The sequence below is a fragment of the Streptomyces sp. NPDC001714 genome (assembly GCF_042892755.1).
In the GTDB taxonomy this organism is placed as follows: Bacteria; Actinomycetota; Actinomycetes; order Streptomycetales; family Streptomycetaceae; genus Streptomyces.
In genome coordinates, this window is sequence record NZ_JBIAUL010000009.1 from 162930 (window position 1) to 181162 (window position 18233).

The window sequence follows — 18233 nt, forward strand, 5'->3', positions numbered from 1 at the left end:
ACCGCGTGCTGCTGGGATTCCCGAGATTGCCCACCTGTACGGCGTCGGGTCACACTCCCACCCCGCGCCTGGACCGCGTTGAAAATGGTCGCCCGAAAGGGCGGCGGGGTGGTGCTGCCGGTGTTAGTGCTGAGGTAATTGGGAGCTGGCCTCGTGCTGTTCAAGGTATTGGGCTGGGCTTGCGTCGGTCGGCTGCGGTCAGGTCTCCGGACTGCTTGCCGCCAGCTGGTCGCTGTTGACCTGTGCCAGTGACGCGAGAATCTCCTTGCGGCAGACATCGAGGATCTCGTCCGCCAGCGGAGAGCCGTCCGGGCATGCCCGCGACAACATGATCGCGCCGACCGAATGGGCGAGCATGTCGATCACCATCATGCGGGCCGCGCGCTGGTCCGCATCTCCCGGTGTATCGCCTTGGGGCTGAAGGGCCGTCAGCAGGTTCTCGATCCCGGCTGCGAACTCTGTTCTGATGTCCGCCGGCTGACGTGCGGCGTCGCCGCCGAGGGCCGCGATGGTGCAGCCGTCGCTGCGCCCGTCGCGATGCTCCCGCGAGACGTAGCGCTCGACGAACTCGGCGGGGTCCAGACCTTGTGCCCGTGCCACGGTCTGCGAGAGCCCGCTCGCGGACGCTTCGGCCATCAGGTCGGCCTTGGAGCGGAAGTGCTTGTAGAACCCGCCGTGGGTGAACCCGGCGGCCGCCATCAGCTCTGCCACACCGACACCGTCGTAGCCGCGCTCACGGAACAGCCTGGAGGCTGTCGCGACGATGTGGGCACGGTTCTGCTCTGCCTGTGCCTTGGTGACCCGCATGTCCAGCCGTCCCTTCGTCGATCGGCGCTCGACGGTCCAGCATACATAGATGTCGATCGACATCGAAGAGGTTGACTTTTTAGATTACGATCGTCATCGTATTGCTCACCCCCTCCAGAAAGGCTCAGGCCATGAGTGACACGCATGTGACCGCACCGACTCAGTACATCGAGGTTGACGGCGACCGGTTCGCCTACCGGCGCTGGGGCAAGCCCTCGGGCGTCCCGATCTTCCTGGTCCAGCACTTCCGTGGAGGGATGGACAACTGGGACCCGCTGCTCACCGACGGCTTGGCGGAAGGCCGTGAGGTCATCCTGTTCAACGGCCGCGGCGTCGCCTCGTCATCGGGCACGCCCCGTAATCGGATCGAGGACATGGCCGACGACATCGCCGCGGTCATCCGGGCACTGGGGCTGGAGCAGGTCGACCTGCTCGGCTTCTCGCTCGGCGGTTTCCAGGCGCAGGAAGTCACGCTGCGCCACCCCCAGCTGGTGCGCAAGCTCCTCCTGCTCGGCACCGGCCTCCGAGGCGGGGACCCGACAAGTGACCCCCAGGTGCCTCAGTACGCCCTGAACCCGGTCCCCACCCTGGAGGACTTCCTCTTCCTGTTCTTCGGCCGCTCGGAAGCCGCGAAGCAAGCGGGCAAGGCCTTCTGGGAGCGCCGTCACCAGCGGGTCGACCAGGACCCGCCGAGCTCGCCCGCGGTCGCACAGGCGCAGTTCGAAGCGACTATGGCCTACGCGGAACCGCTGCCGGGCGAGAACCCCTACGCCCACCTGAACGCGATCACCCAGCCGACGCTGGTCCTCAACGGCGAGAACGACGTGATGATCGCCTCGATCAACTCCTGGCACCTCGCCCAGAACATCCCCAACGCGCAACTGCTGATCTACCCCGATGCCGGGCATGGAGCGCAGTTCCAGTATCCCGAGCGGTTTCTGAAGCACGCCGTTCAGTTCCTCGACGAGTAACGCCTGCAGGGCTTCGGTGCAGTCGCTGACGCCTGGTCCGTGCGCGAGAATCCGGCAGGCCGGACCCCGGCCGCCGGAGCGGCTGGCCGAGGTAGGCGCATCCTCCGTGAGCGAGGCGGGGTGCGCCGTCGCCCGGCTGCCCTGCCCGCTCCCACGGTGTCCACCGCCGCGACCCTCCGGCCGGGACGGCTGATACGTGCCGCACGGGCGTCGAAGACGTGGGCGCCGGCCGCTCCGTCGGTGACCACGACGAGGAGCGCCTGAGGTCCAGCCACTGGGCGGCGATCCGCTCGATCGTGGTATCCGGGCAGAGCCACTCGACGCCCTCGCTGCTGGCCTTGACGACGTGGGCGACGCCGCTCCTTCCAGCGTGCCCCGGGACGGTCCGCTGGGCGAGTCGGCCCGGGGGCGGCGGGGATAGTCGCCGGACCGGTCCCTGAGGCTTTGCTCGCCGAGACGGGGTCGTAGAGCGCCTGACCGCCGCCGCCGAACTGCCCGAGCTCGGTCATCAGCGCAACGCCTCTGGATCTCGTCCGCTGTCCAGCAGGTGATTCCTTGATCATCGATAGTCGGCTGCGCGCTGCGCCCGACGTCCTTTCGCACGCCAGGCGCCTGGGGGGGTGTCGGATTCAGGAGGGCCCGGGCGGCGCAGGCCTGCTGCGGTTGGCAGTGGAAGAACGGTGCCGCCGCTGTGCAGTGCGCCGATTTCGAGAGCCGGCCGGCGGATGGCCTCCTCGTACAGAGCCAGAGTGCGCGCAGGTCGGTGTTCTCCTTCCGTGGCCGGCTCAGGTTGGCTTCCGTACGTACGTCGGATCCGGAGGGTTCCGTCGGCGTCGCAGGCCGGGCCGGCGCCGGGATGCGGGGCCGGAAGCGCACGTCGACCAGGGTGGCGTAGTGCCGCGGCCGGCACTTGCCGCACCATCGTGCCGCCAGCCCCGTCCCGCCACGGCGACCACACTGAAGCCCGCGCGCTGACGGATGGGATCGGCCCTCACGACGTCCTGCCCACAGGTAGAACTCGTTGACCGTGGACACCTCCCGGTCCCAACTCGCCTTTTCCGAACGAGGGCCACGCTCATCACGACGCCGCCGCCACTCGAACGCCGCTCGGTGGTCCATGGACGCGTCACGCCGGTCCCGCCTGCGTCGCGTGAACCACAGGAATGCCACGTATGTGCGCAGGTCCCGGGCATGAGCGTGTCGGCGAACGTTCAGCCCGTCGCGCGCAGCAGATCGGGACTCGGCGCGGCGAGGTAGTCCTCGGCGAGGGCGTGCGGGGGCACTGGCAGGTGCGGTCATCGTGCTGACGTCCTTCGGGCTTCGACACCTCGAAGATCAGCCGATGGCCGTTCATCTATGCGGGCACCGACCCGATGCCGGAGCAAACCCCGGATCAGATCGAACCCGTACACCACTTCCCTGGATGCAATCCAAGGCACTCGGGGCACGGGGCTCCGCAGACTGTTGCGGCCGCCGGCAGCCCTCGGATTCGGGGCCGGAGCAGAGGACGCCGTTGGACAACTCCCGTGTCCGTCATGAGCGTCGGGACACGCGAGCCGTCGATGGTGTTTCGCCCGACGCGGCGAGCGCCTCTCGCCCCTGCCGTCGCGTCGTCGGCCCCGCGTGATCATGCCAGGAGGATGCCGTGTGACCGGCCTGATCTCAGTTGCTGTCGGGCGTCATCGAGACCACGACCTTGCCGGCCGTGGTGCGACCCTGCTCGACGTAAGCCATCGCCTCGAGCGTCTGATCGAACGGGAAGGTGCTGTCGATGACCGGGCGGAGCTTCCCGCTGTCGTAGAGGGCGCCGAGCTCGCGCAACTGGGAGCCATTGGCCTGCATGAAGAAGAACTGGTAGCGAACGCCCAGGGCCTTCGCCTGCTTGCGGATCTTGCGACTGAGCACGTTCATGACCAGCCCCAGGAAGGAGGGAGCGCCGAGCTGCCCGGCGAACCCGGCGTCCGGCGGGCCCACGACGCTCACAGCCAGGCCGCCGGGCTTCAGCACGGTCAGCGACTTCTCCAGGTTCGCCCCGCCCACGGCGTCCAGCACCAGGTCGTAGCCGGACAGCACCTTGGAGAAGTCCTCTTTGGTGTAGTCGACGACGACGTCGGCACCCAGGCTTCGGACCAGCTTCTCGGAATCAGTGCTCGCGGTCGTCGCCACGGTGGCACCGAGGTGTTTGGCGAGCTGGATGACCGTCGATCCGAGTCCGCCGGCACCGGCGTGGACGAGCACCTTCTGACCCGGCTTCACATGGGCCTGGTCCACGAGGACCTGCCAGGCGGCCAGGGCCACCAGCGGCACCGCGGCCGCCTCCTGCGGGGTGAGCGAGACCGGCTTGGGCGCGACGTCGTCCATGTCGATCGCGATGTACTCCGCGAAGCCTCCGATCCGCAGGTCGCGCGGACGGGCGTAGACCTCGTCGCCGACTTCGAAGCCGCGCACGGCGGAACCGACCCGCGTCACGACGCCGGCCACGTCATGACCGAGCACGAACGGAGGCTTGTACTTCAACAGCTGTTTGAACTCCCCGTTGCGGACCATCTTGTCCAGCGGGTTGATGCTCGCGGCGCTCACCCTGACCAGAACATCGCGGTCACCGACGCTGGGCTCGGGTACCTCGGCGGCGCGCACGCCGTCCTTGCCGTACTTTTCGACGACGAATGCCTTCATGTCGGCCGCCTTTCCATGTGATCTTCTCGGTCGTCTGCGTGTGGTCATGACGCTACTTGTTGAGTATGGAAAAGTAAACTCAGGTCGGGTTAGAATCACCCTCATGGATGCGAGGACGGAAGCTCTTCAGGACGCCGGCATGGACACCCGACTCGACCGGGACATGTCGAACTGCTCGATCGCTCGGACCCTTGAGGTCGTGGGTGAGAAGTGGACGATCCTGATCCTGCGCGAGGTCTGGTACGGCTCGTCCCGCTTCAGTGACTTCGAACGGGTCCTCGGCTGTCCCCGCAACCTTCTCGCTGCCCGGCTCCGGATGCTTGTCGAGGAAGGGATCCTGGCCACCGAGACCTACAAGGAGCCGGGTTCGCGGAGTCGGCCGAAGTACGTGATCACACCCAAGGGCGTGGATCTGGTCCCGGCTGTGATGGGGCTCCTGCAGTGGGGCGACCGCTACCGCGCCGACCCGGAGGGCCCTGCCGTGCTGACGCGACACCGCGGATGCGGTGCGCACGTCGATGCCCAGATCCGCTGCGAACGCGGCCACGCCGTGCTAGCGGAGGACATCGAGAGTGTCCCCGGCCCCGCATTTCGTCTGAGGCCCGCGGAGTGAGCTGAGCGCGGTGGCGGCAGGGGTCCAGGTGGGCTCAGTCCGCCGGGGTGCGCTCACTCCGTCTGGCTCGGGCCTGGTGGAGGCGGACTTTGGTGCGGTTGCCGCAGCGGGACATCGAGCACCAGCGGCGGTTGTGGGCGGGCGAGCGGTCCAGGAAGCGCAGGGCGCACATGTCCGCGCTGCACACGCGTACGCGCCGGATCTCGGTCGACAGGAGCAGGTCTACGGCGTCCTGCGCGATCAGCGCCAGCGCGGTCGCGGAATCAGGTGCCATGGTCGTGGTGTCGGCGGGCTCCAAGTGACCGCCTTTGATGGTGATTTGCGGCGCCGGCCGGGGCGCCTGTGCTGCCGATTCGTTGAGCAGTACGACGTCGCTGGAGGAGGGCAGTCGGCCGTCGGAGACCGCGAGTACGGCCCGGTCGACCGCCTCGCGCAGCCGTCGGCCCGATGCCAGGACGGCGGCATCCACGGGATCCGGGATGCCCGGTGTGAGCAGTCCGGCCCGCTGAAGCCAGAGGGTGAGATCGCCCGGGTTCCGGAGCGTCTCCCCCGGCGTGGGTCGCCACCGGTGGCGGAGGGTGTTGGTGAAGTCCAGACAGACCCGCCCGCCGTCCCAGATCCACGTGTCGTCCGTTGCCACGCCTTCATTCTGCACGTTAGCTTTAACCCTCTAAGAGGGTTAGTTCATGCCGGGGAGGCGCATCCATGGGACAGCCCACTGTGACCACAGGCGTGACGCAGGTGGACGGGGTCCGCCTGCACTACCTCCGAGCGGGATCCGGTCCTCTGCTCGTCCTGCTCCACGGCTGGCCGCAGACCTCCGACTGCTGGCAGCCGGTGCTGGCGGATCTTGCCGCCGACCACACCGTTGTGGCACCCGACCTGCGTGGCTACGGCCTGAGCGACAAGCCCTCGACCGGATACGACAAGCGGCGGATGGCCGCCGACATGGCGAGCCTCGTCGAAGCACTCGGCTTCGAGACGACCGCCGTCGTGGGTCACGACCGGGGCGCTCGCGTGGGGCACCGCTGGGCGCTGGACCGCCCCGATCAGGTGGAACGGCTGGCTGTGCTCGACATCGTGCCGACCCGGGAGATGTTCCGCCGGCTGGACGCCTCGCTCGCCTCCGGGTACTGGCACTGGCTGTTCCAGATGCAGCCGGACCTTCCCGAGCGGCTCGTGGGGCACGACGTACGCGGGTATCTCGAGTACTTCTTCGAGCGATGGACCTATAACCGGCACGGGCTGACACCCGAAGCGGTCGACAGATATGTCCGAGCCTTCTCCCGCCCTGGTGCCATGCGCGCGAGTTTCGACGACTACCGCGCCATGGAGCAGGACGTCGCCCTCGACGACATCGATGCCGCCGAGGGCCGCCGCCTCACCATGCCGGTACTGGCGCTCTGGGGTTCCGCAGGGCTGCCCTCCCGCCTGCCGACGCTGGAGATCTGGCGCGCCTACGCGGACGACGTCACCGGAGCAGAAATCCCGGAGTGCGGCCACTTCATCCCGGAAGAGCAACCAGATGCACTGCTGGGCCATTTGCGGTCGTTCCTGGCCCACGAGGCGAGTCGGTGACCCAGCCACCACGACGAGAGCGGCGCCCCTGCGGGTCCACAGTCTCACTGGCCGGCCGGGGCAAGTCGTCCGAGCCGCCTCCCGGACCGAGGGGCGGCCCAGTTGCTTCCGGTCAGGCCGCCACGCAGTCAGATCCGGGCCGAGACCGGGACACCCGCCGAAGCGTCCCCCGCGGCCGCGCTGTCGGATGTGTGCTGCCTGGGCATCCAGGCTCGGCGCGCGGTGAATCTCAGGAAGCCGCGACGTGGGCAGCGCGCAAGGAGGCTTTGTCGATCTTCCCGACCGCGTTCTTCGCTATGGCCTCCACCACGAAGAACTCGGTCGGACGCTTGAAGCCGGTGAGGTTGCGCGCACAGAGCTCCCGCAGGGCCGTCGGATCCACGGTCATGCCTGGTCGCGGCTGTATGTAGGCCACGACCACCTCTCCCCACTTCTCGTCGGGTACGCCGATCACGGCAGCTTCGAGCACCGATGGGTCGCCTGTGAGGACGTCCTCGATTTCCTTGGGGTAGATGTTCTCCCCGCCACGGATGATCATGTCTTTCGAGCGCCCGACCAGGGTCAGGTAGCCCTCGGCGTCGAGGTGACCCACATCGCCCGTGTGCAACCAGCCGTCGACGATGACTCTGGCCGTTTCCTCGGGGCGGCCGAGGTAGCCACGCATGACGTTGGGGCCCTTCACGAGGACCTCACCGTCCGTGCCCGGCCCCACCTCGGTACCTTCGGCGTCGACGATCCGAATCTGCTGGCCGGGGAAGGGAAGTCCCACGGTGCCGGCACGTCGCGGGCCCGCGACGGGGTTGACGGTGGACCCGCAGGTTCCTTCGGACAGGCCGTACCCCTCGACAAGAGGGAACCCGTAGCGGGCTTCGAACCGGTTCAGCAGCTCGGCGGAGGCAGGTGCGGCGCCACAGACTCCGAACCTCAGCGACGATGTGTCGGGCCGCACGTCGTCCGGGAGTGCAGCGAGCATGCCGTAGATCGTCGGCACGGCGCTGAAGAAGGTGGGGCGCTCCTGCTCGACGAGGTCGAAGAAGCTGTGTGGGTCGAACCGGCCGCCCGCGATGACGACGCTCGCCCCCGCGAGAAGAGGCGTGAGAATGCTGACCACGATGCCGTTGACGTGGAAGAGCGGCAGGATCAGCAGGCACCGGTCGGCGGGCCCGATGTCCAGGGACAGGCGGCCCATCTCCGTCATGGCGTCGATGTTGGCGTGGTCCAGCATCACGCCCTTGGGCGTCCCGGTGGTGCCGCTGGTGTATATGAGGAGAGCCAGCGCGGACGGGTCCACATGCGGTGCGTGATCCGAACTCGCCCCTTCCTTGTGCAGTGCGCCGACGGCGAGTACGGCAGTACCGTCCGTGACGGGCGCCTCGTGGTCTTCGACCACCAGCAGACGCGCACCGGAGTCCTTGACCTGTCGGTCCACCTCGACGTCGGTCATGCTCGGGTTGACCGGCGTGATGGTGGCGCCGATCCGCCAGGCGGCGAACAACAGCAGCACGAACTCGATGCGGTTCGTCAGCTTGAGGGCCACGACATCGCCGGGACCGATGCCGAGGTCCTGGAGCTGAAGCGCTGCGGCACGGACGCGGTCCAGCAACTGGGTGTTGGTGAGTGACTGGCGCCCGTCCGAGACCGCTGCCCCATCGGGGTCGTGAGCGGCGCGGCGGTCGGGCAGTGAAGCGAAGTTCATGGCGGGCGTACCTGTCTCGGTGTTGTGCGATCCGGTCAAGGAGTCGATGCCGGCGCGGGGCGCAGCTGCCGGGTGAGGAACTCGATCTGGTCGCGGACCAGGGCCTCGAAGGTCTCGCCGGTGTAGAAGTCGAAGTGGCCGGCGTCGTACCTCTTGATCTCTCCCCGGGGTGCGGTGCGCGCGTACCTGAGGGTCTGGGCGGGAGGCGTGACGGAGTCGGTGTTGCTGACGCAGAAGAGGATCGGCATGGCGACCTTCTTCGCCGCACGCCCGGGCCGGTAGGTGGCGATGGTCGGAATGACCCGTGCCGCCACCTCGTTGCGGAACGTCGTCCCCGGCGGTTGCAGCGCCTGATATCCGGGCAGGGCGTCCGGAGCGTTCATGAGGGCCGGCGAACCGGGGGCGGAGGCGATGGGAACCATCGCGGGTGCCTTGCCGCGCAGTCTGGCCGCCATGTCCCGGGCGAGCACGGGGGTCATCCTGAGCGAGGCGACCGGGCCGAGTGCGAGCGCGGAGGCGAGGCCATCGGTGAACGGGCACTGGGACACGGCCGCGCGCAGTTCGGGATGCCGAGAGGCGACGGTGATGGCGTGGCCTCCGCCGAAGGAGCTGCCCCACACCGCGATGCGGGAGCGGTCGATGTCAGGGCGGGCCTTGACGTAGGCGATGGCGGAGTCCCAGTCGGCGAGCTGACGCTTGATCGACAGGAGCTGGCGCGGGTGGCCGCCGCTGTCGCCGAAGTGCCGGTAGGTGAAGGCCACGGCGGCGATACCGGCCTGGGCGAAACGCTCGGCGAAGGCGTCCAGGCGCATCTCGCGGGTGGCGCCGAGGCCGTGCCCGAGGATGACGACGGGCGGGGAGGTGACGCCGGTCGGGAGGTAGAGCCATCCGGCACAGGTGCTGTCGCCGGAGGGGAAGGTGATGTCGTGACGGGTGAAGGAGTGCGCAGTGGTCATCGTCGGCTCACCGCCGCGTCGACTTCGTCGAGCGCTGCCCGGGCACGCTGCCCGAGGCGAGCGCCTGGGCGTAGGTGTCCGGGGCGTAGAGCGGGAGCTCGCCGGTGGCGTCCGTCGTCTTCATGTAGTCGAGCATCAGTTCCTGACCGTCCTTCGACATGACTCTGGTGAAGAACTCGGCGCGTTCGACGTGGAGTCCGTCCTCCAGGGACATCGAGCCGCCGAAGTACACCGACCTCTTGGCGGCCGCGACCGACCCCTTCGACCGTCGGCCGAAGTGCTCCGCGAGTTCGACCGCCTGCGCGACGACCTTGTCCTGGGGTACGACCTTGTCGACCGCCCCGTTGGCGAGCGCCTCCGCGGGCGTGAACGGCTTGCCTTCGAGGATCGCGGCCAGGGACCGGTGGGTGCCGATCAGGCGGGTCAGCCGCTGGGTGCCGCCTCCGCCCGGGATGATGCCGAGGAGGATTTCGGGCTGGCCGATGAAGAAGTCCCCGTCGGCCATGACCCGAAGATCGCAGGCCCAGGCGAACTCGGCGCCGAGGCCGAGAGCCGAACCGTTGAGGGCGGCGAAGAAGAGGACACCGCTGGCGTTCATCCGGAGGAAGGTCGTGTGCAGGCGCTCCAGCTGGAGGGCTCCACGCATCGGGGTCCTGCGCATCACGGGCCCGAGGAGACGGGACCGGTCCACGTGCTTGGCCATGCGTACCACAGCGGCGGCACCGCGCCGGCCGACCGTCGGGCTCGCGGCGCCCTCTTCCTGCAGCCACCGGACCGCGGCATGGCTGACGAACCGCTCGGGATGTGCCCCGGTGAAGACGACGGCACGGACGCTCGGATCGCGGTCGACCCGGGTCACCAGCTTGTCCAGCTGCCGGGCGATGTCGAGGCCGAACAACTGGTGCGGGCCGCCGTCGACCCGGACGACAAGGACGGCTCCGCGGTCCTCGATCTCCAGATGACCCTTGTCTTTGTATGGCATGGATTCTGCTCCCGTGCTGGGTTCATGGGGGAGTGCAAAGCGAGTGAGGGAGGGGCTGCCGGCGCCAGGAATCTGGGACAGTGCGTGAAAGCCCGTCCGGGGAGGCGCGCCCCGTGTCCGAAACGGCACGTCGCTCGAGATGTGTACTATTGCCGTGACGAGTTACATAACCAAGTTATTTCAAGAGTGTCAATGGTGGAGGCGCGAGAGGCATGGCAGGGCGGCCGAAGCTCGATGACGCACCGGAGCGGCTGGTGCGAGCCGCTGTCGGTCTGCTGGCCGAACAGGGGCCGTCGGCCATCAAGGCGCGTACGGTGGCGTCCGCGAGCGGGCTGTCGACGATGGTCGTCTACGGCCACTTCGGTGGGATCCCCGAGCTGATGCGCGCCGTCGCCGACCACGGCTTCAGGGAGCTCGCCGGGGCGTTCGCCCAGGTGCCGGTGACGGATGATCCGATCGCGGATCTCTTCGCCATGGCTTTGACCTGCCGCCGAGTGGCCCACGAGAACCCTCACCTGTATGACCTGATGTTCGGCCTGTCCACTCGTGCGACGTACCGGCCGCTGTCGGACGCGGACCTTCGCTTGAGCGGCCATTCGCCGGCCTTCAGGGATGCCCACGTCCATATCACCGCGGCATGTCAACGGCTCGTGGACTCGGGCAGGGCCGAGCGGCAGAAACCTGAAGTCATAGCCGCCCAGTTGTGGAGTCTGGTCCACGGGTACATCACCCTTGAGCTGGCCGAGCACTTCGGCGAGTTCGAGGACCCCGTGGCGCAGGTGATGCGGCCGATGGGCGTGAACTTCTCTGTCGGTCTGGGCGACGAGCGGGAACGGGCCGAAGCCTCGCACGAGGCGGGCGCGCGCCTTTACGACTCGATCGTTCAAGGTCGGTGAAAGTCGACAGGGCAGGGCAGGTCGCGGTCCCGCGCGGGACTGCTTATGTGCGGCTAGGGCGACTTGGTCTCCGCGGCAGAGGTGCCGGTGCCCGGCGTGAGCTGGTCATGCCTCCCCAGCGCCGCGACCTCCCGTTCGAGGGACGGAACGGCACGGGCCGCGAAGCGCCTCGCCCATGGCCAGGCCAGTGGCGAATTCAGCGCTGCCTTGGCCCAGTTGGCCACGACGACCGCGCGGGGGACGTACACGCGGCTGCGGCGGCGGACGAGCCCGTCGACGATCGCGGCAGCCGCCCGGTCGGCACTCGTGGTGACATTGCCCGGGTAGGGAAGCCGGTTGCGCAGGCCCTGGAACGAGGGAAGGTCCGCCTCGGCGCCCCGGACGAGATCCGTGTCGATCCAGGAGGGGTGCACCAGGCCGACCGTGACGCCGAGGTGCGCCACCTCCTGGCGGTAGGTCAGGGCGAGCAGCTCGGCCGCGGCCTTGCTGGCGCCGTAGGAGGCCATCGCCGCCAGCGGCATGAAGGACAGCGCGGACGCCACGACCAGTACGTGTCCCCGGCTGCGCTCCAGATGGGGCGTCACGTACTTGAGGGTTCGGAAGACACCGTTCAGATTGATGTCCAGGACCCGCTCGAACGACGCCTCGTCCGTCTGTCGCACGGTCCCGTACGCCACGACCCCGGCATTGGCGACGACCAGATCGATGCCGCCCATGACCCCCGCGGCCTCGTCGATCGCTGACCGCAGGACGGTGCCGTCGCGCACATCGGCCTCACGCCAGGAAGCGGCGGGGCCCAGCTCGCGGGCGAGGTCACGGAGCCGATCGGGTTCCAGTCCGATCAAGGCCACCTGAGCGCCTCGGGCGATGGCCAGGCGGGCCACCTTCTCGCCGATGCCGCGCGCCGCTCCGGTGACAACCAGTTTTCTGCCCAGCAAGTCACGTTTCATGGCCGCAACATAACTTCGTTATTTATTGAGCGCAAGATGTCGCGCGGATGAATTGTCACCGCTCCACCTGCTGGGTCTTACGACTGGACGAACCTATGCTGACGGTCATGAGGCGGACATCCATTGCGCACTGGCCCTGTTCGATCGCGCGCACCATGGACCTGCTCGGGGACTGGTGGACGCCGTTGGTGCTGCGTGAGGCGTTCTACGGGATCCGGCGGTTCGACGCGTTCCAGGTGTCACTGGGGATCGCGCGCAACACATTGACGGACCGGTTGCGTCGGCTGGTGGACGAGGGGCTGCTGGAGAAACGGCCGTACCAGACGGAGCCGGTTCGGTACGACTACGTGCTCACGGAGAAGGGGCGCGACTTCTACGGTGTGCTGCTGGTGATGAACCGGTGGGGGGACCGCTGGCTGTCCGGTGAACAGGGCCCGCCGGTAGTCATGCGGCACGAGGCCTGTGGACAGGAAGCCCACGCCGAGGTGGTGTGTTCTTCCTGCGGTGAGCAGATGACCGCGGAGAACACCAGTCCTCGGATGGGCCCCGGCTATCCGCCACACCTGGCCGAACGGCCGGATGTGCGGGAGCGTTTCGCCGGCTGACTCAGCGGCTCTGCCGGGGCTGCGCTTTCCCTTGACAGGTGAGTCCATCTACGCAACTTTACTGGTCACATCTGGTCATGGGAGTTCTCGGATCGGCATGGAGGCTGCAGGAAACATGGAGTGGACAGGCGCGCGCTATGCGGACAAGCCGACGGTGGAGGTCCGCACCTGGATCGCTGCTCCGCCCGAACAGGTGTGGACGCTCGTGTCCGACATCGAGTTGATGCCGCGTATGAGCTCCGAACTGCAGTCCGTCGAATGGCTGGACGGCAGGACCGCCCCTGCCCTGGGAGCCCGGTTCATCGGCCGGAGCAAGCACGAGGCACTCGGGGAGTGGGCCACCACCTCCCACATCGTCGAGTGCGAGCCGCCGAGGCTGCTTGCCTGGGCCGTCGAGAACCCGCAGAACCCGACGGCGATCTGGCGGTTCACGTTGGAGCCGCAGGGCGGTGGCACTCTGCTGAGCGAATGGATGCAGATGGGGCCGGCCCGTTCGGGCCTCTCCTTCGCCATCGATCGCATGCCGGAGAAGGAGCAGAAGATCGTCTTCGTGCGCATGCGGGAGTTCGAGGCCAACATGACCATCACCCTCGAAGAGATCAAGAAGCTGGCCGAGAGGGCCCGGCCCGCGGGCGAGGCGAGGCTCTGATGCGTACCTCCACCACGATCGAGGCTTCCGGGGGCGACTGGCGGGAGATCGTCGCCTATGTCACCGAGGCGGAGAAGCTCGGTCTTGACATCTGCTGGGTGGCGGAGGCGTGGGGCTCCGAGGCCCCCTCGCCGTTGGGCTACCTCGCGGCGAAGACCGAGCGCATGCTCCTCGGATCCGGAATCATCCAACTCGGCACCCGCACGCCGATGGCCATCGCCCGCGCCGCGATCACACTGTCGCAGATCTCCGAGGGGCGCTTCCTTCTCGGCCTGGGCCCCTCCGGGCCGCAGGTGATCGAGGGGCTGCACGGCGTGCCCTTCGCCCGGCCGCTGGTGCGGATGCGGGAGACCGTCGAGATCGTGCGGGAGGCCGCCGCGGGCGGCAAAGTCTCCTACTCAGGAAAGGAGTTCCGGATTCCGCTGCCGGGCGGGCAGGCGAAGCCCATGCGTCTGTCGATGCGTGCCGAGCATGACATTCCGGTCTACCTCGCCACTCTCTCGCCGAAGATGCTGCACCTGACCGGTGAGATCGCCGATGGGTGGCTGGGCACCAGTTTCGTGCCCGAGGGCGCCAAGGAGGCGTACATCGACCACCTGGACCAGGGCCTTGCCGCCGCCGGTCGCGCCCGTGCCGACCTCGACATCTGCCAAGGCGCCGAGGTCGCCTTCGCGGACGACGAGGACGCGCTGAGCGCGATGGTGGCCGGACGCAAGAAGGAACTTGCCTTCAGCCTCGGCGGCATGGGTTCCGCGACCACGAACTACTACAACAACGCCTACAGCCGCCAGGGTTGGGCCGAAGTGGCGGCCGAAGTCCGCACACGTTGGCAGGCCGGGGACCGGGACGGCGCGGCCGGCCTGGTCACCGACGAAATGGTGCTGGCGACCACTCTGATCGGAACCGAGGGCATGGTGCGCCAACGGCTGCGTGTGTGGCGCGACGCCGGTGTGGACACCGTACGTTTCTATCCGGCCGGAGAGACCCTCGACGCTCGGCTCACCACTATCGGCCGGGCCATCGACCTGGTCCGTGACATCGAGGACGAGGCGGCACGGTAGCGGCACGGCCGGGTGCGGTCGAGGAGTGCTGTTGCAGGCGTTGGTCGACGTCAACCGTGCGCGCTGACGCCGTCCGCCGCCAGGCCCGACATCAGCAGGGTGATCGTGTGGAACGTCCTGGCCAGGGCGTCCTCCCGGTCCGCCGCGGCGGCGATGATCTGGTTGCCCTCGCACAGGACGGCCAACAGCAGGCGGGCGACGGTGGCGACCGGAACATCCGATTCCACGTCACCGCGTTCGGCCAGGACAGTCAAGAGCCGTTCGATCGGCGGCTGGGCCACCGTGTCGTTGATGTGCCGGTACTGCTCCACCAGCACCGAGGGCGCCTGGGCCATGAGCTCTCGATGCAGGGGATCGTCGATGGTCCGCCGCAAGAAGGCGTGCGTGAGGTTCGACACGGCGGTCAACGCAGGCTTGCCCGGTGTCGCACGGATCGCCTCGGACGCCGCGTCGGCGAGCGCTCCGACCGGCTGGAGCAACTCCGTGTAGAGCTCGGCGAACATCGCCTTCTTGTCCGGGAAGTGGTGGTAGAAGGTGCCCTTGCTCACTTGCGCCGCCGCGGTGATGGCCTCCACCGACGTGTCCGCGAACCCGTTGTCGACGAAGAGTTTGCGCGCGGCCGCCACCAGGTCCGCCCGGGTCTGCTCCGCATACAGCTGTCGTCGGTTTGGCCCTCTCATGTTGACCATCGTATATTCAATGACCTGAAGTCAGTGAATGACTCGTGGTCGGTCAGTGGTCGTCGTGACAGTGCCCTCCGGAAGGCAGACGTAGCCGTGGAAAAGCGCAGAATCCTGTTGCTGGGTGCGACGGGGTACACGGGGCGGCGGGTTCTCAGGGAACTGCTCGCACGAGGTGAGAAGCCGACCTTGGTCGGGCGAAGCCGAACGAAGATGCTGACCCTGGCCGACCGCTTCGAGGCGGAACTGCCGGTGGCGGAAGTGGACGTCACCTCTTCCGCCCGCCTCACGCGCCTTCTGGGCCCCAGCGATGTGGTCGTCTCCACGGTCGGGCCGTTCATGCAACTGGGCATGGCCACGGTCACGGCCGCCGCGCGGGCGGGAGCGCGCTACTTCGACTCCACGGGGGAGGGCCCCTTCGCCCGCCGGGTCCTCCTTGAACTGGACTCCGTCGCGGCCGCCCGGGGAGCGACTCTCGTGCCCGCGTTCGGCTACGACTACGTGCCCGGCAACCTCGCCGGCGCCCTGGCCCTGGAACAGGCGGGCGAGCGCGCATGCCATGTCGAGATCGGCTACTTCATCACCCGTTCGGGGCGCGGGAGTGAGCTGCATTACCGGAGCACCCTGCGCGACTCCTGGGACCTGACCACGGGTGGCACGCGCCAGACGCTGGTCGCCGCGGCGGCCGAGGACGGGTTCGCCTACCGCTCCCCACGTCCTGGAGCCTCTTCCCGACTGGTCGACGAGCGGGCCGCCAAGCGTGTCCTCACCTTCCGCTACGCCGGTGTGCGACGCCCGGCCATAACCGTCCCGGGCACGGAGCATCTCGGCCTGCCTGAGGTCTTCCCTCGGCTGGAGAGCGTCGAGGTGGGGATGGGCTGGCTCGGGCGGTGGACGCGTCCGGTACAGATCGCCGCCATGCTCCAGGCGCCCTTGCTGAGGTCGGCGAAGGTGCGGGCTGCTCTGACGCGGTGGTCCGGGAGGCTCCCGGGAGCACATCGTGAGCCGGACACCGACGGCCGTTCCCTGGTGATCGCGGTCGCCCGCGACGGCCACGGTCGTCCCCTGGCCACGACGGCCCTCACCGGACCCGATCCCTACGAGATGACGGGCTCCCTCCTGGCGTGGGGTGCAGTCCATGCGGCGGCGCCGGATGCCGTCCTGAAGCCCGGTGTGCACGGTCCGGTCGCGGCCTTCGGGCTCGACACCCTCAGGCTCGGCGCCGCCGAGGCGGGAGTACACGAAGTCGACGGGGCCTCGGCACGTCGGTGATCGCTGCGCGGGCATGGATCACGGCATCGGGGCGTTGAACCACAGCGACTGAGTTGACGAACAGGTTGTGCGATCGGGAGCGAGTCGGCCACCGACGTGGAGTCGACCGTCCCAGTGGAAAGGAATGGTCCATGGACGAGCAGGGTGAGCACTTCGACGTCGTCGTACTCGGCGCGGGCCCGGGCGGGTACGTAGCCGCCATCAGGGCCGCCCAACTGGGCAAGCGCGTAGCAGTCGTCGAGGAGAGGTACTGGGGCGGCGTCTGCCTGAACGTGGGCTGCATCCCCACCAAGGCCCTGCTGCGCAACGCCGAACTGGCGCACGTCTTCACGCGCGAGGCGAAGACCTTTGGCATCAAGGTCGATGGTGAGGTCTCCTTCGACTACGGGGAGGCATTCCGCCGTAGTCGGAAGGTCGCGGACGGCCGGGTCAAGGGCGTCCACTACCTGATGAAGAAGAACAAGATCACCGAAATCAGCGGACGCGGCTCGTTCCTCGACCCGCACACACTCCAGGTGGCCGACTACGACGGCAACACCCGCACCATCGGCTTCGAGAACTGCATCATCGCCGCCGGGGCGACCCCCAAGCTGCTGCCCGGCACCAAGCGCAGCGCGCGCCTGGTGACGTACGAGGAGCAGATCCTCGCCGAGGACCTGCCGCAGTCGATCGTGATCGCCGGCGCCGGGGCCATCGGCGTCGAGTTCGCCTATGTGCTGCACAACTACGGCGTCAAGGTCACCGTCGTCGAGTTCCTGGACCGTATCGCCCCGCTGGAGGACGCCGAGGTCTCCGCCGAACTGGCCAAGCAGTACCGGAAGTTGGGCATCGACGTGCTCACCTCGACCCGCGTCGAGTCGATTGACGAGTCCGGCCCGCAGGTCCGAGTCACCGTCACCGGCAAGGACGGCACCCAGCAGGTGCTGGAGGCCGACAAGGTCCTGCAGGCCATCGGCTTCGCCCCGAACGTCACCGGATACGGCCTGGAGAACACCGGCGTCCGCGTCACCGAGCGCGGCGCGATCGACGTGGACGGCCGCTGCCGCACCTCTGTACCGCACATCTACGCCATCGGCGACGTCACCGCGAAGCTGATGCTCGCGCACGCCGCCGAGGCGATGGGCGTGGTCGCCGCCGAGACGATCGCGGACGCGGAGACCATGGAGCTGGACTACGTGATGATCCCGCGATCCACCTTCTGCCAGCCGCAGATCGCCAGCTTCGGCTACACCGAGGCGCAGGCGAGGGAGAAGGGGTACGACGTCCAGGTCGCCAAGTTCCCGTTCACCGCGAACGCCAAGGCCCACGGCCTGGGCGACGCGGGCGGCTTCGTGAAGCTGATCAGCGACGGCAAGTACGGCGAACTCCTCGGCGGCCACCTCATCGGCCCCGACGTCACCGAACTCCTTCCCGAGCTGACCCTGGCCCAGCAGTGGGACCTCACCGTCCATGAGGTCGCCCGCAACGTCCACGCCCACCCCACCCTGGGCGAGGCGGTCAAGGAAGCCGTCCACGGCCTCGCGGGCCACATGATCAACATGTAGCAGGGCGCTGCCCCCTCGAAACGAACAGGTAGATGCCGGCGAGCGCGTTGTCATACACGTTGCGGTGACGCAGCTCTGCGCTTGGGGTGGCCGGTGGTGCCGGACGTGTAGGGGACCACCGCTGTGTCGTCTTCGTCGCGTTCGACCGTCCGGAACGTCACGGGCTGCTCGGCTACGACCGAGGTGTAGGACTCCGGCGTCTCGTTCCCGGACTACGGCGCGCCGCCGCTCTCGATCAGGAAGAACTCGGTGCAGTCCGCCCTCTCGCGGAATCCCTTCCAGGCGGCCTTTCCGATC

The 18233-nt window shown here is 68.2% G+C and carries 18 protein-coding genes; 9 read left to right on the top strand and 9 right to left on the bottom strand.

What is annotated here, in order from left to right; translation table 11 throughout:
• Nucleotides 1–198: 198 nt before the first annotated feature.
• Complete coding sequence (locus tag ACFY0P_RS24430; RefSeq protein WP_234357682.1) at nucleotides 199–870, bottom strand: TetR/AcrR family transcriptional regulator; 672 nt, start codon at nucleotides 868–870, stop codon at nucleotides 199–201.
• A 68-nt stretch (nucleotides 871–938) separates the two neighbouring features.
• Here ACFY0P_RS24430 and ACFY0P_RS24435 point away from each other — a divergent pair, with 68 nt between their 5' ends.
• Nucleotides 939–1778: an alpha/beta fold hydrolase gene (locus ACFY0P_RS24435; protein WP_067257768.1), complete on the top strand. Its 840-nt coding sequence runs from the start codon at nucleotides 939–941 to the stop codon at nucleotides 1776–1778.
• 1662 nt (nucleotides 1779–3440) lie between these two features.
• Here ACFY0P_RS24435 and ACFY0P_RS24440 read toward each other — a convergent pair.
• Nucleotides 3441–4454, bottom strand: a complete 1014-nt coding sequence (locus ACFY0P_RS24440) for an NADP-dependent oxidoreductase (protein WP_388916759.1) — start codon at nucleotides 4452–4454, stop codon at nucleotides 3441–3443.
• 139 nt (nucleotides 4455–4593) lie between these two features.
• Between ACFY0P_RS24440 and ACFY0P_RS24445 the strand changes: the two genes are divergently transcribed.
• Nucleotides 4594–5067 carry a helix-turn-helix domain-containing protein gene (locus tag ACFY0P_RS24445; protein WP_306504923.1) on the top strand — a complete coding sequence of 158 codons (474 nt, stop codon included), beginning with the start codon at nucleotides 4594–4596 and terminating at the stop codon, nucleotides 5065–5067.
• A gap of 34 nt (nucleotides 5068–5101) precedes the next feature.
• Here ACFY0P_RS24445 and ACFY0P_RS24450 read toward each other — a convergent pair whose 3' ends face one another.
• Entirely contained in the window at nucleotides 5102–5707 is a 606-nt protein-coding gene (locus ACFY0P_RS24450) for a CGNR zinc finger domain-containing protein (protein WP_388916762.1), read from the bottom strand.
• A gap of 65 nt (nucleotides 5708–5772) precedes the next feature.
• Between ACFY0P_RS24450 and ACFY0P_RS24455 the strand changes: the two genes are divergently transcribed.
• Entirely contained in the window at nucleotides 5773–6645 is an 873-nt protein-coding gene (locus ACFY0P_RS24455; protein WP_067257776.1) for an alpha/beta fold hydrolase, read from the top strand.
• A gap of 229 nt (nucleotides 6646–6874) precedes the next feature.
• Here ACFY0P_RS24455 and ACFY0P_RS24460 read toward each other — a convergent pair whose 3' ends face one another.
• Genes ACFY0P_RS24460 through ACFY0P_RS24470 form a run of 3 tightly spaced genes read right to left on the bottom strand, consistent with a single transcriptional unit; the run spans nucleotide 6875 to nucleotide 10279 of the window.
• Nucleotides 6875–8341, bottom strand: coding sequence for a class I adenylate-forming enzyme family protein (locus ACFY0P_RS24460; protein ID WP_388916766.1), 1467 nt, complete (start codon nucleotides 8339–8341; stop codon nucleotides 6875–6877).
• Nucleotides 8342–8376: 35 nt separating this feature from the next.
• Nucleotides 8377–9297, bottom strand: a complete 921-nt coding sequence (locus ACFY0P_RS24465) for an alpha/beta hydrolase (RefSeq protein WP_387137778.1) — start codon at nucleotides 9295–9297, stop codon at nucleotides 8377–8379.
• Nucleotides 9298–9304: 7 nt separating this feature from the next.
• Nucleotides 9305–10279, bottom strand: coding sequence for an enoyl-CoA hydratase/isomerase family protein (locus ACFY0P_RS24470; protein WP_388916769.1), 975 nt, complete (start codon nucleotides 10277–10279; stop codon nucleotides 9305–9307).
• Nucleotides 10280–10491: 212 nt separating this feature from the next.
• Between ACFY0P_RS24470 and ACFY0P_RS24475 the strand changes: the two genes are divergently transcribed.
• Nucleotides 10492–11175, top strand: a complete 684-nt coding sequence (locus tag ACFY0P_RS24475; protein WP_351476532.1) for a WHG domain-containing protein — start codon at nucleotides 10492–10494, stop codon at nucleotides 11173–11175.
• 53 nt (nucleotides 11176–11228) lie between these two features.
• Here ACFY0P_RS24475 and ACFY0P_RS24480 read toward each other — a convergent pair whose 3' ends face one another.
• Nucleotides 11229–12125, bottom strand: coding sequence for an SDR family oxidoreductase (locus tag ACFY0P_RS24480; protein WP_387861805.1), 897 nt, complete (start codon nucleotides 12123–12125; stop codon nucleotides 11229–11231).
• Nucleotides 12126–12232: 107 nt separating this feature from the next.
• On the opposite strand from ACFY0P_RS24480, the gene ACFY0P_RS24485 reads away from it, so the two are divergent.
• The 3 genes from ACFY0P_RS24485 to ACFY0P_RS24495 all read left to right on the top strand — a co-directional run bounded on the left by ACFY0P_RS24485 (nucleotide 12233) and on the right by ACFY0P_RS24495 (nucleotide 14440).
• Nucleotides 12233–12730, top strand: coding sequence for a winged helix-turn-helix transcriptional regulator (locus ACFY0P_RS24485; protein WP_388916774.1), 498 nt, complete (start codon nucleotides 12233–12235; stop codon nucleotides 12728–12730).
• 115 nt (nucleotides 12731–12845) lie between these two features.
• On the top strand, nucleotides 12846–13379 hold the full coding sequence (locus ACFY0P_RS24490) for an SRPBCC family protein (protein ID WP_055705465.1): 534 nt from the start codon (nucleotides 12846–12848) through the stop codon (nucleotides 13377–13379).
• A complete protein-coding gene (locus ACFY0P_RS24495) occupies nucleotides 13379–14440 on the top strand; it encodes an LLM class flavin-dependent oxidoreductase (RefSeq protein ID WP_388916777.1) in 1062 nt (353 codons plus the stop codon). The genes ACFY0P_RS24490 and ACFY0P_RS24495 overlap by 1 nt, the downstream gene beginning before the upstream one ends.
• Before the next feature lie 50 nt (nucleotides 14441–14490).
• Here the strand turns inward: ACFY0P_RS24495 and ACFY0P_RS24500 are convergent, their stop codons facing one another.
• Complete coding sequence (locus ACFY0P_RS24500) at nucleotides 14491–15120, bottom strand: TetR/AcrR family transcriptional regulator (protein WP_387861810.1); 630 nt, start codon at nucleotides 15118–15120, stop codon at nucleotides 14491–14493.
• 96 nt (nucleotides 15121–15216) lie between these two features.
• On the opposite strand from ACFY0P_RS24500, the gene ACFY0P_RS24505 reads away from it, so the two are divergent.
• On the top strand, nucleotides 15217–16392 hold the full coding sequence (locus ACFY0P_RS24505; RefSeq protein WP_388916780.1) for a saccharopine dehydrogenase NADP-binding domain-containing protein: 1176 nt from the start codon (nucleotides 15217–15219) through the stop codon (nucleotides 16390–16392).
• A 131-nt stretch (nucleotides 16393–16523) separates the two neighbouring features.
• Nucleotides 16524–17936: a dihydrolipoyl dehydrogenase gene (gene lpdA / locus ACFY0P_RS24510; RefSeq protein ID WP_388916783.1), complete on the top strand. Its 1413-nt coding sequence runs from the start codon at nucleotides 16524–16526 to the stop codon at nucleotides 17934–17936.
• Nucleotides 17937–17986: 50 nt separating this feature from the next.
• Here lpdA and ACFY0P_RS24515 read toward each other — a convergent pair whose 3' ends face one another.
• Complete coding sequence (locus ACFY0P_RS24515) at nucleotides 17987–18097, bottom strand: AMP-binding protein (RefSeq protein ID WP_324613857.1); 111 nt, start codon at nucleotides 18095–18097, stop codon at nucleotides 17987–17989.
• Nucleotides 18098–18233 lie beyond the last annotated feature (136 nt).

Excerpts from the sequence above, each read along its gene's own strand:
- lpdA (WP_388916783.1), top strand. The coding sequence starts at position 16,524 with ATGGACGAGCAGGGTGAGCACTTCGACGTCGTCGTACTCGGCGCGGGC.
- ACFY0P_RS24470 (WP_388916769.1), bottom strand. The coding sequence starts at position 10,279 with ATGCCATACAAAGACAAGGGTCATCTGGAGATCGAGGACCGCGGAGCC.
- ACFY0P_RS24455 (WP_067257776.1), top strand. The coding sequence starts at position 5,773 with ATGGGACAGCCCACTGTGACCACAGGCGTGACGCAGGTGGACGGGGTC.
- ACFY0P_RS24485 (WP_388916774.1), top strand. The coding sequence starts at position 12,233 with ATGAGGCGGACATCCATTGCGCACTGGCCCTGTTCGATCGCGCGCACC.
- ACFY0P_RS24435 (WP_067257768.1), top strand. The coding sequence starts at position 939 with ATGAGTGACACGCATGTGACCGCACCGACTCAGTACATCGAGGTTGAC.
- ACFY0P_RS24460 (WP_388916766.1), bottom strand. The coding sequence starts at position 8,341 with ATGAACTTCGCTTCACTGCCCGACCGCCGCGCCGCTCACGACCCCGAT.
- ACFY0P_RS24445 (WP_306504923.1), top strand. The coding sequence starts at position 4,594 with ATGGACACCCGACTCGACCGGGACATGTCGAACTGCTCGATCGCTCGG.
- ACFY0P_RS24500 (WP_387861810.1), bottom strand. The coding sequence starts at position 15,120 with ATGAGAGGGCCAAACCGACGACAGCTGTATGCGGAGCAGACCCGGGCG.
- ACFY0P_RS24465 (WP_387137778.1), bottom strand. The coding sequence starts at position 9,297 with ATGACCACTGCGCACTCCTTCACCCGTCACGACATCACCTTCCCCTCC.
- ACFY0P_RS24495 (WP_388916777.1), top strand. The coding sequence starts at position 13,379 with ATGCGTACCTCCACCACGATCGAGGCTTCCGGGGGCGACTGGCGGGAG.
- ACFY0P_RS24475 (WP_351476532.1), top strand. The coding sequence starts at position 10,492 with ATGGCAGGGCGGCCGAAGCTCGATGACGCACCGGAGCGGCTGGTGCGA.
- ACFY0P_RS24480 (WP_387861805.1), bottom strand. The coding sequence starts at position 12,125 with ATGAAACGTGACTTGCTGGGCAGAAAACTGGTTGTCACCGGAGCGGCG.
- ACFY0P_RS24490 (WP_055705465.1), top strand. The coding sequence starts at position 12,846 with ATGGAGTGGACAGGCGCGCGCTATGCGGACAAGCCGACGGTGGAGGTC.
- ACFY0P_RS24440 (WP_388916759.1), bottom strand. The coding sequence starts at position 4,454 with ATGAAGGCATTCGTCGTCGAAAAGTACGGCAAGGACGGCGTGCGCGCC.
- ACFY0P_RS24430 (WP_234357682.1), bottom strand. The coding sequence starts at position 870 with ATGTCGATCGACATCTATGTATGCTGGACCGTCGAGCGCCGATCGACG.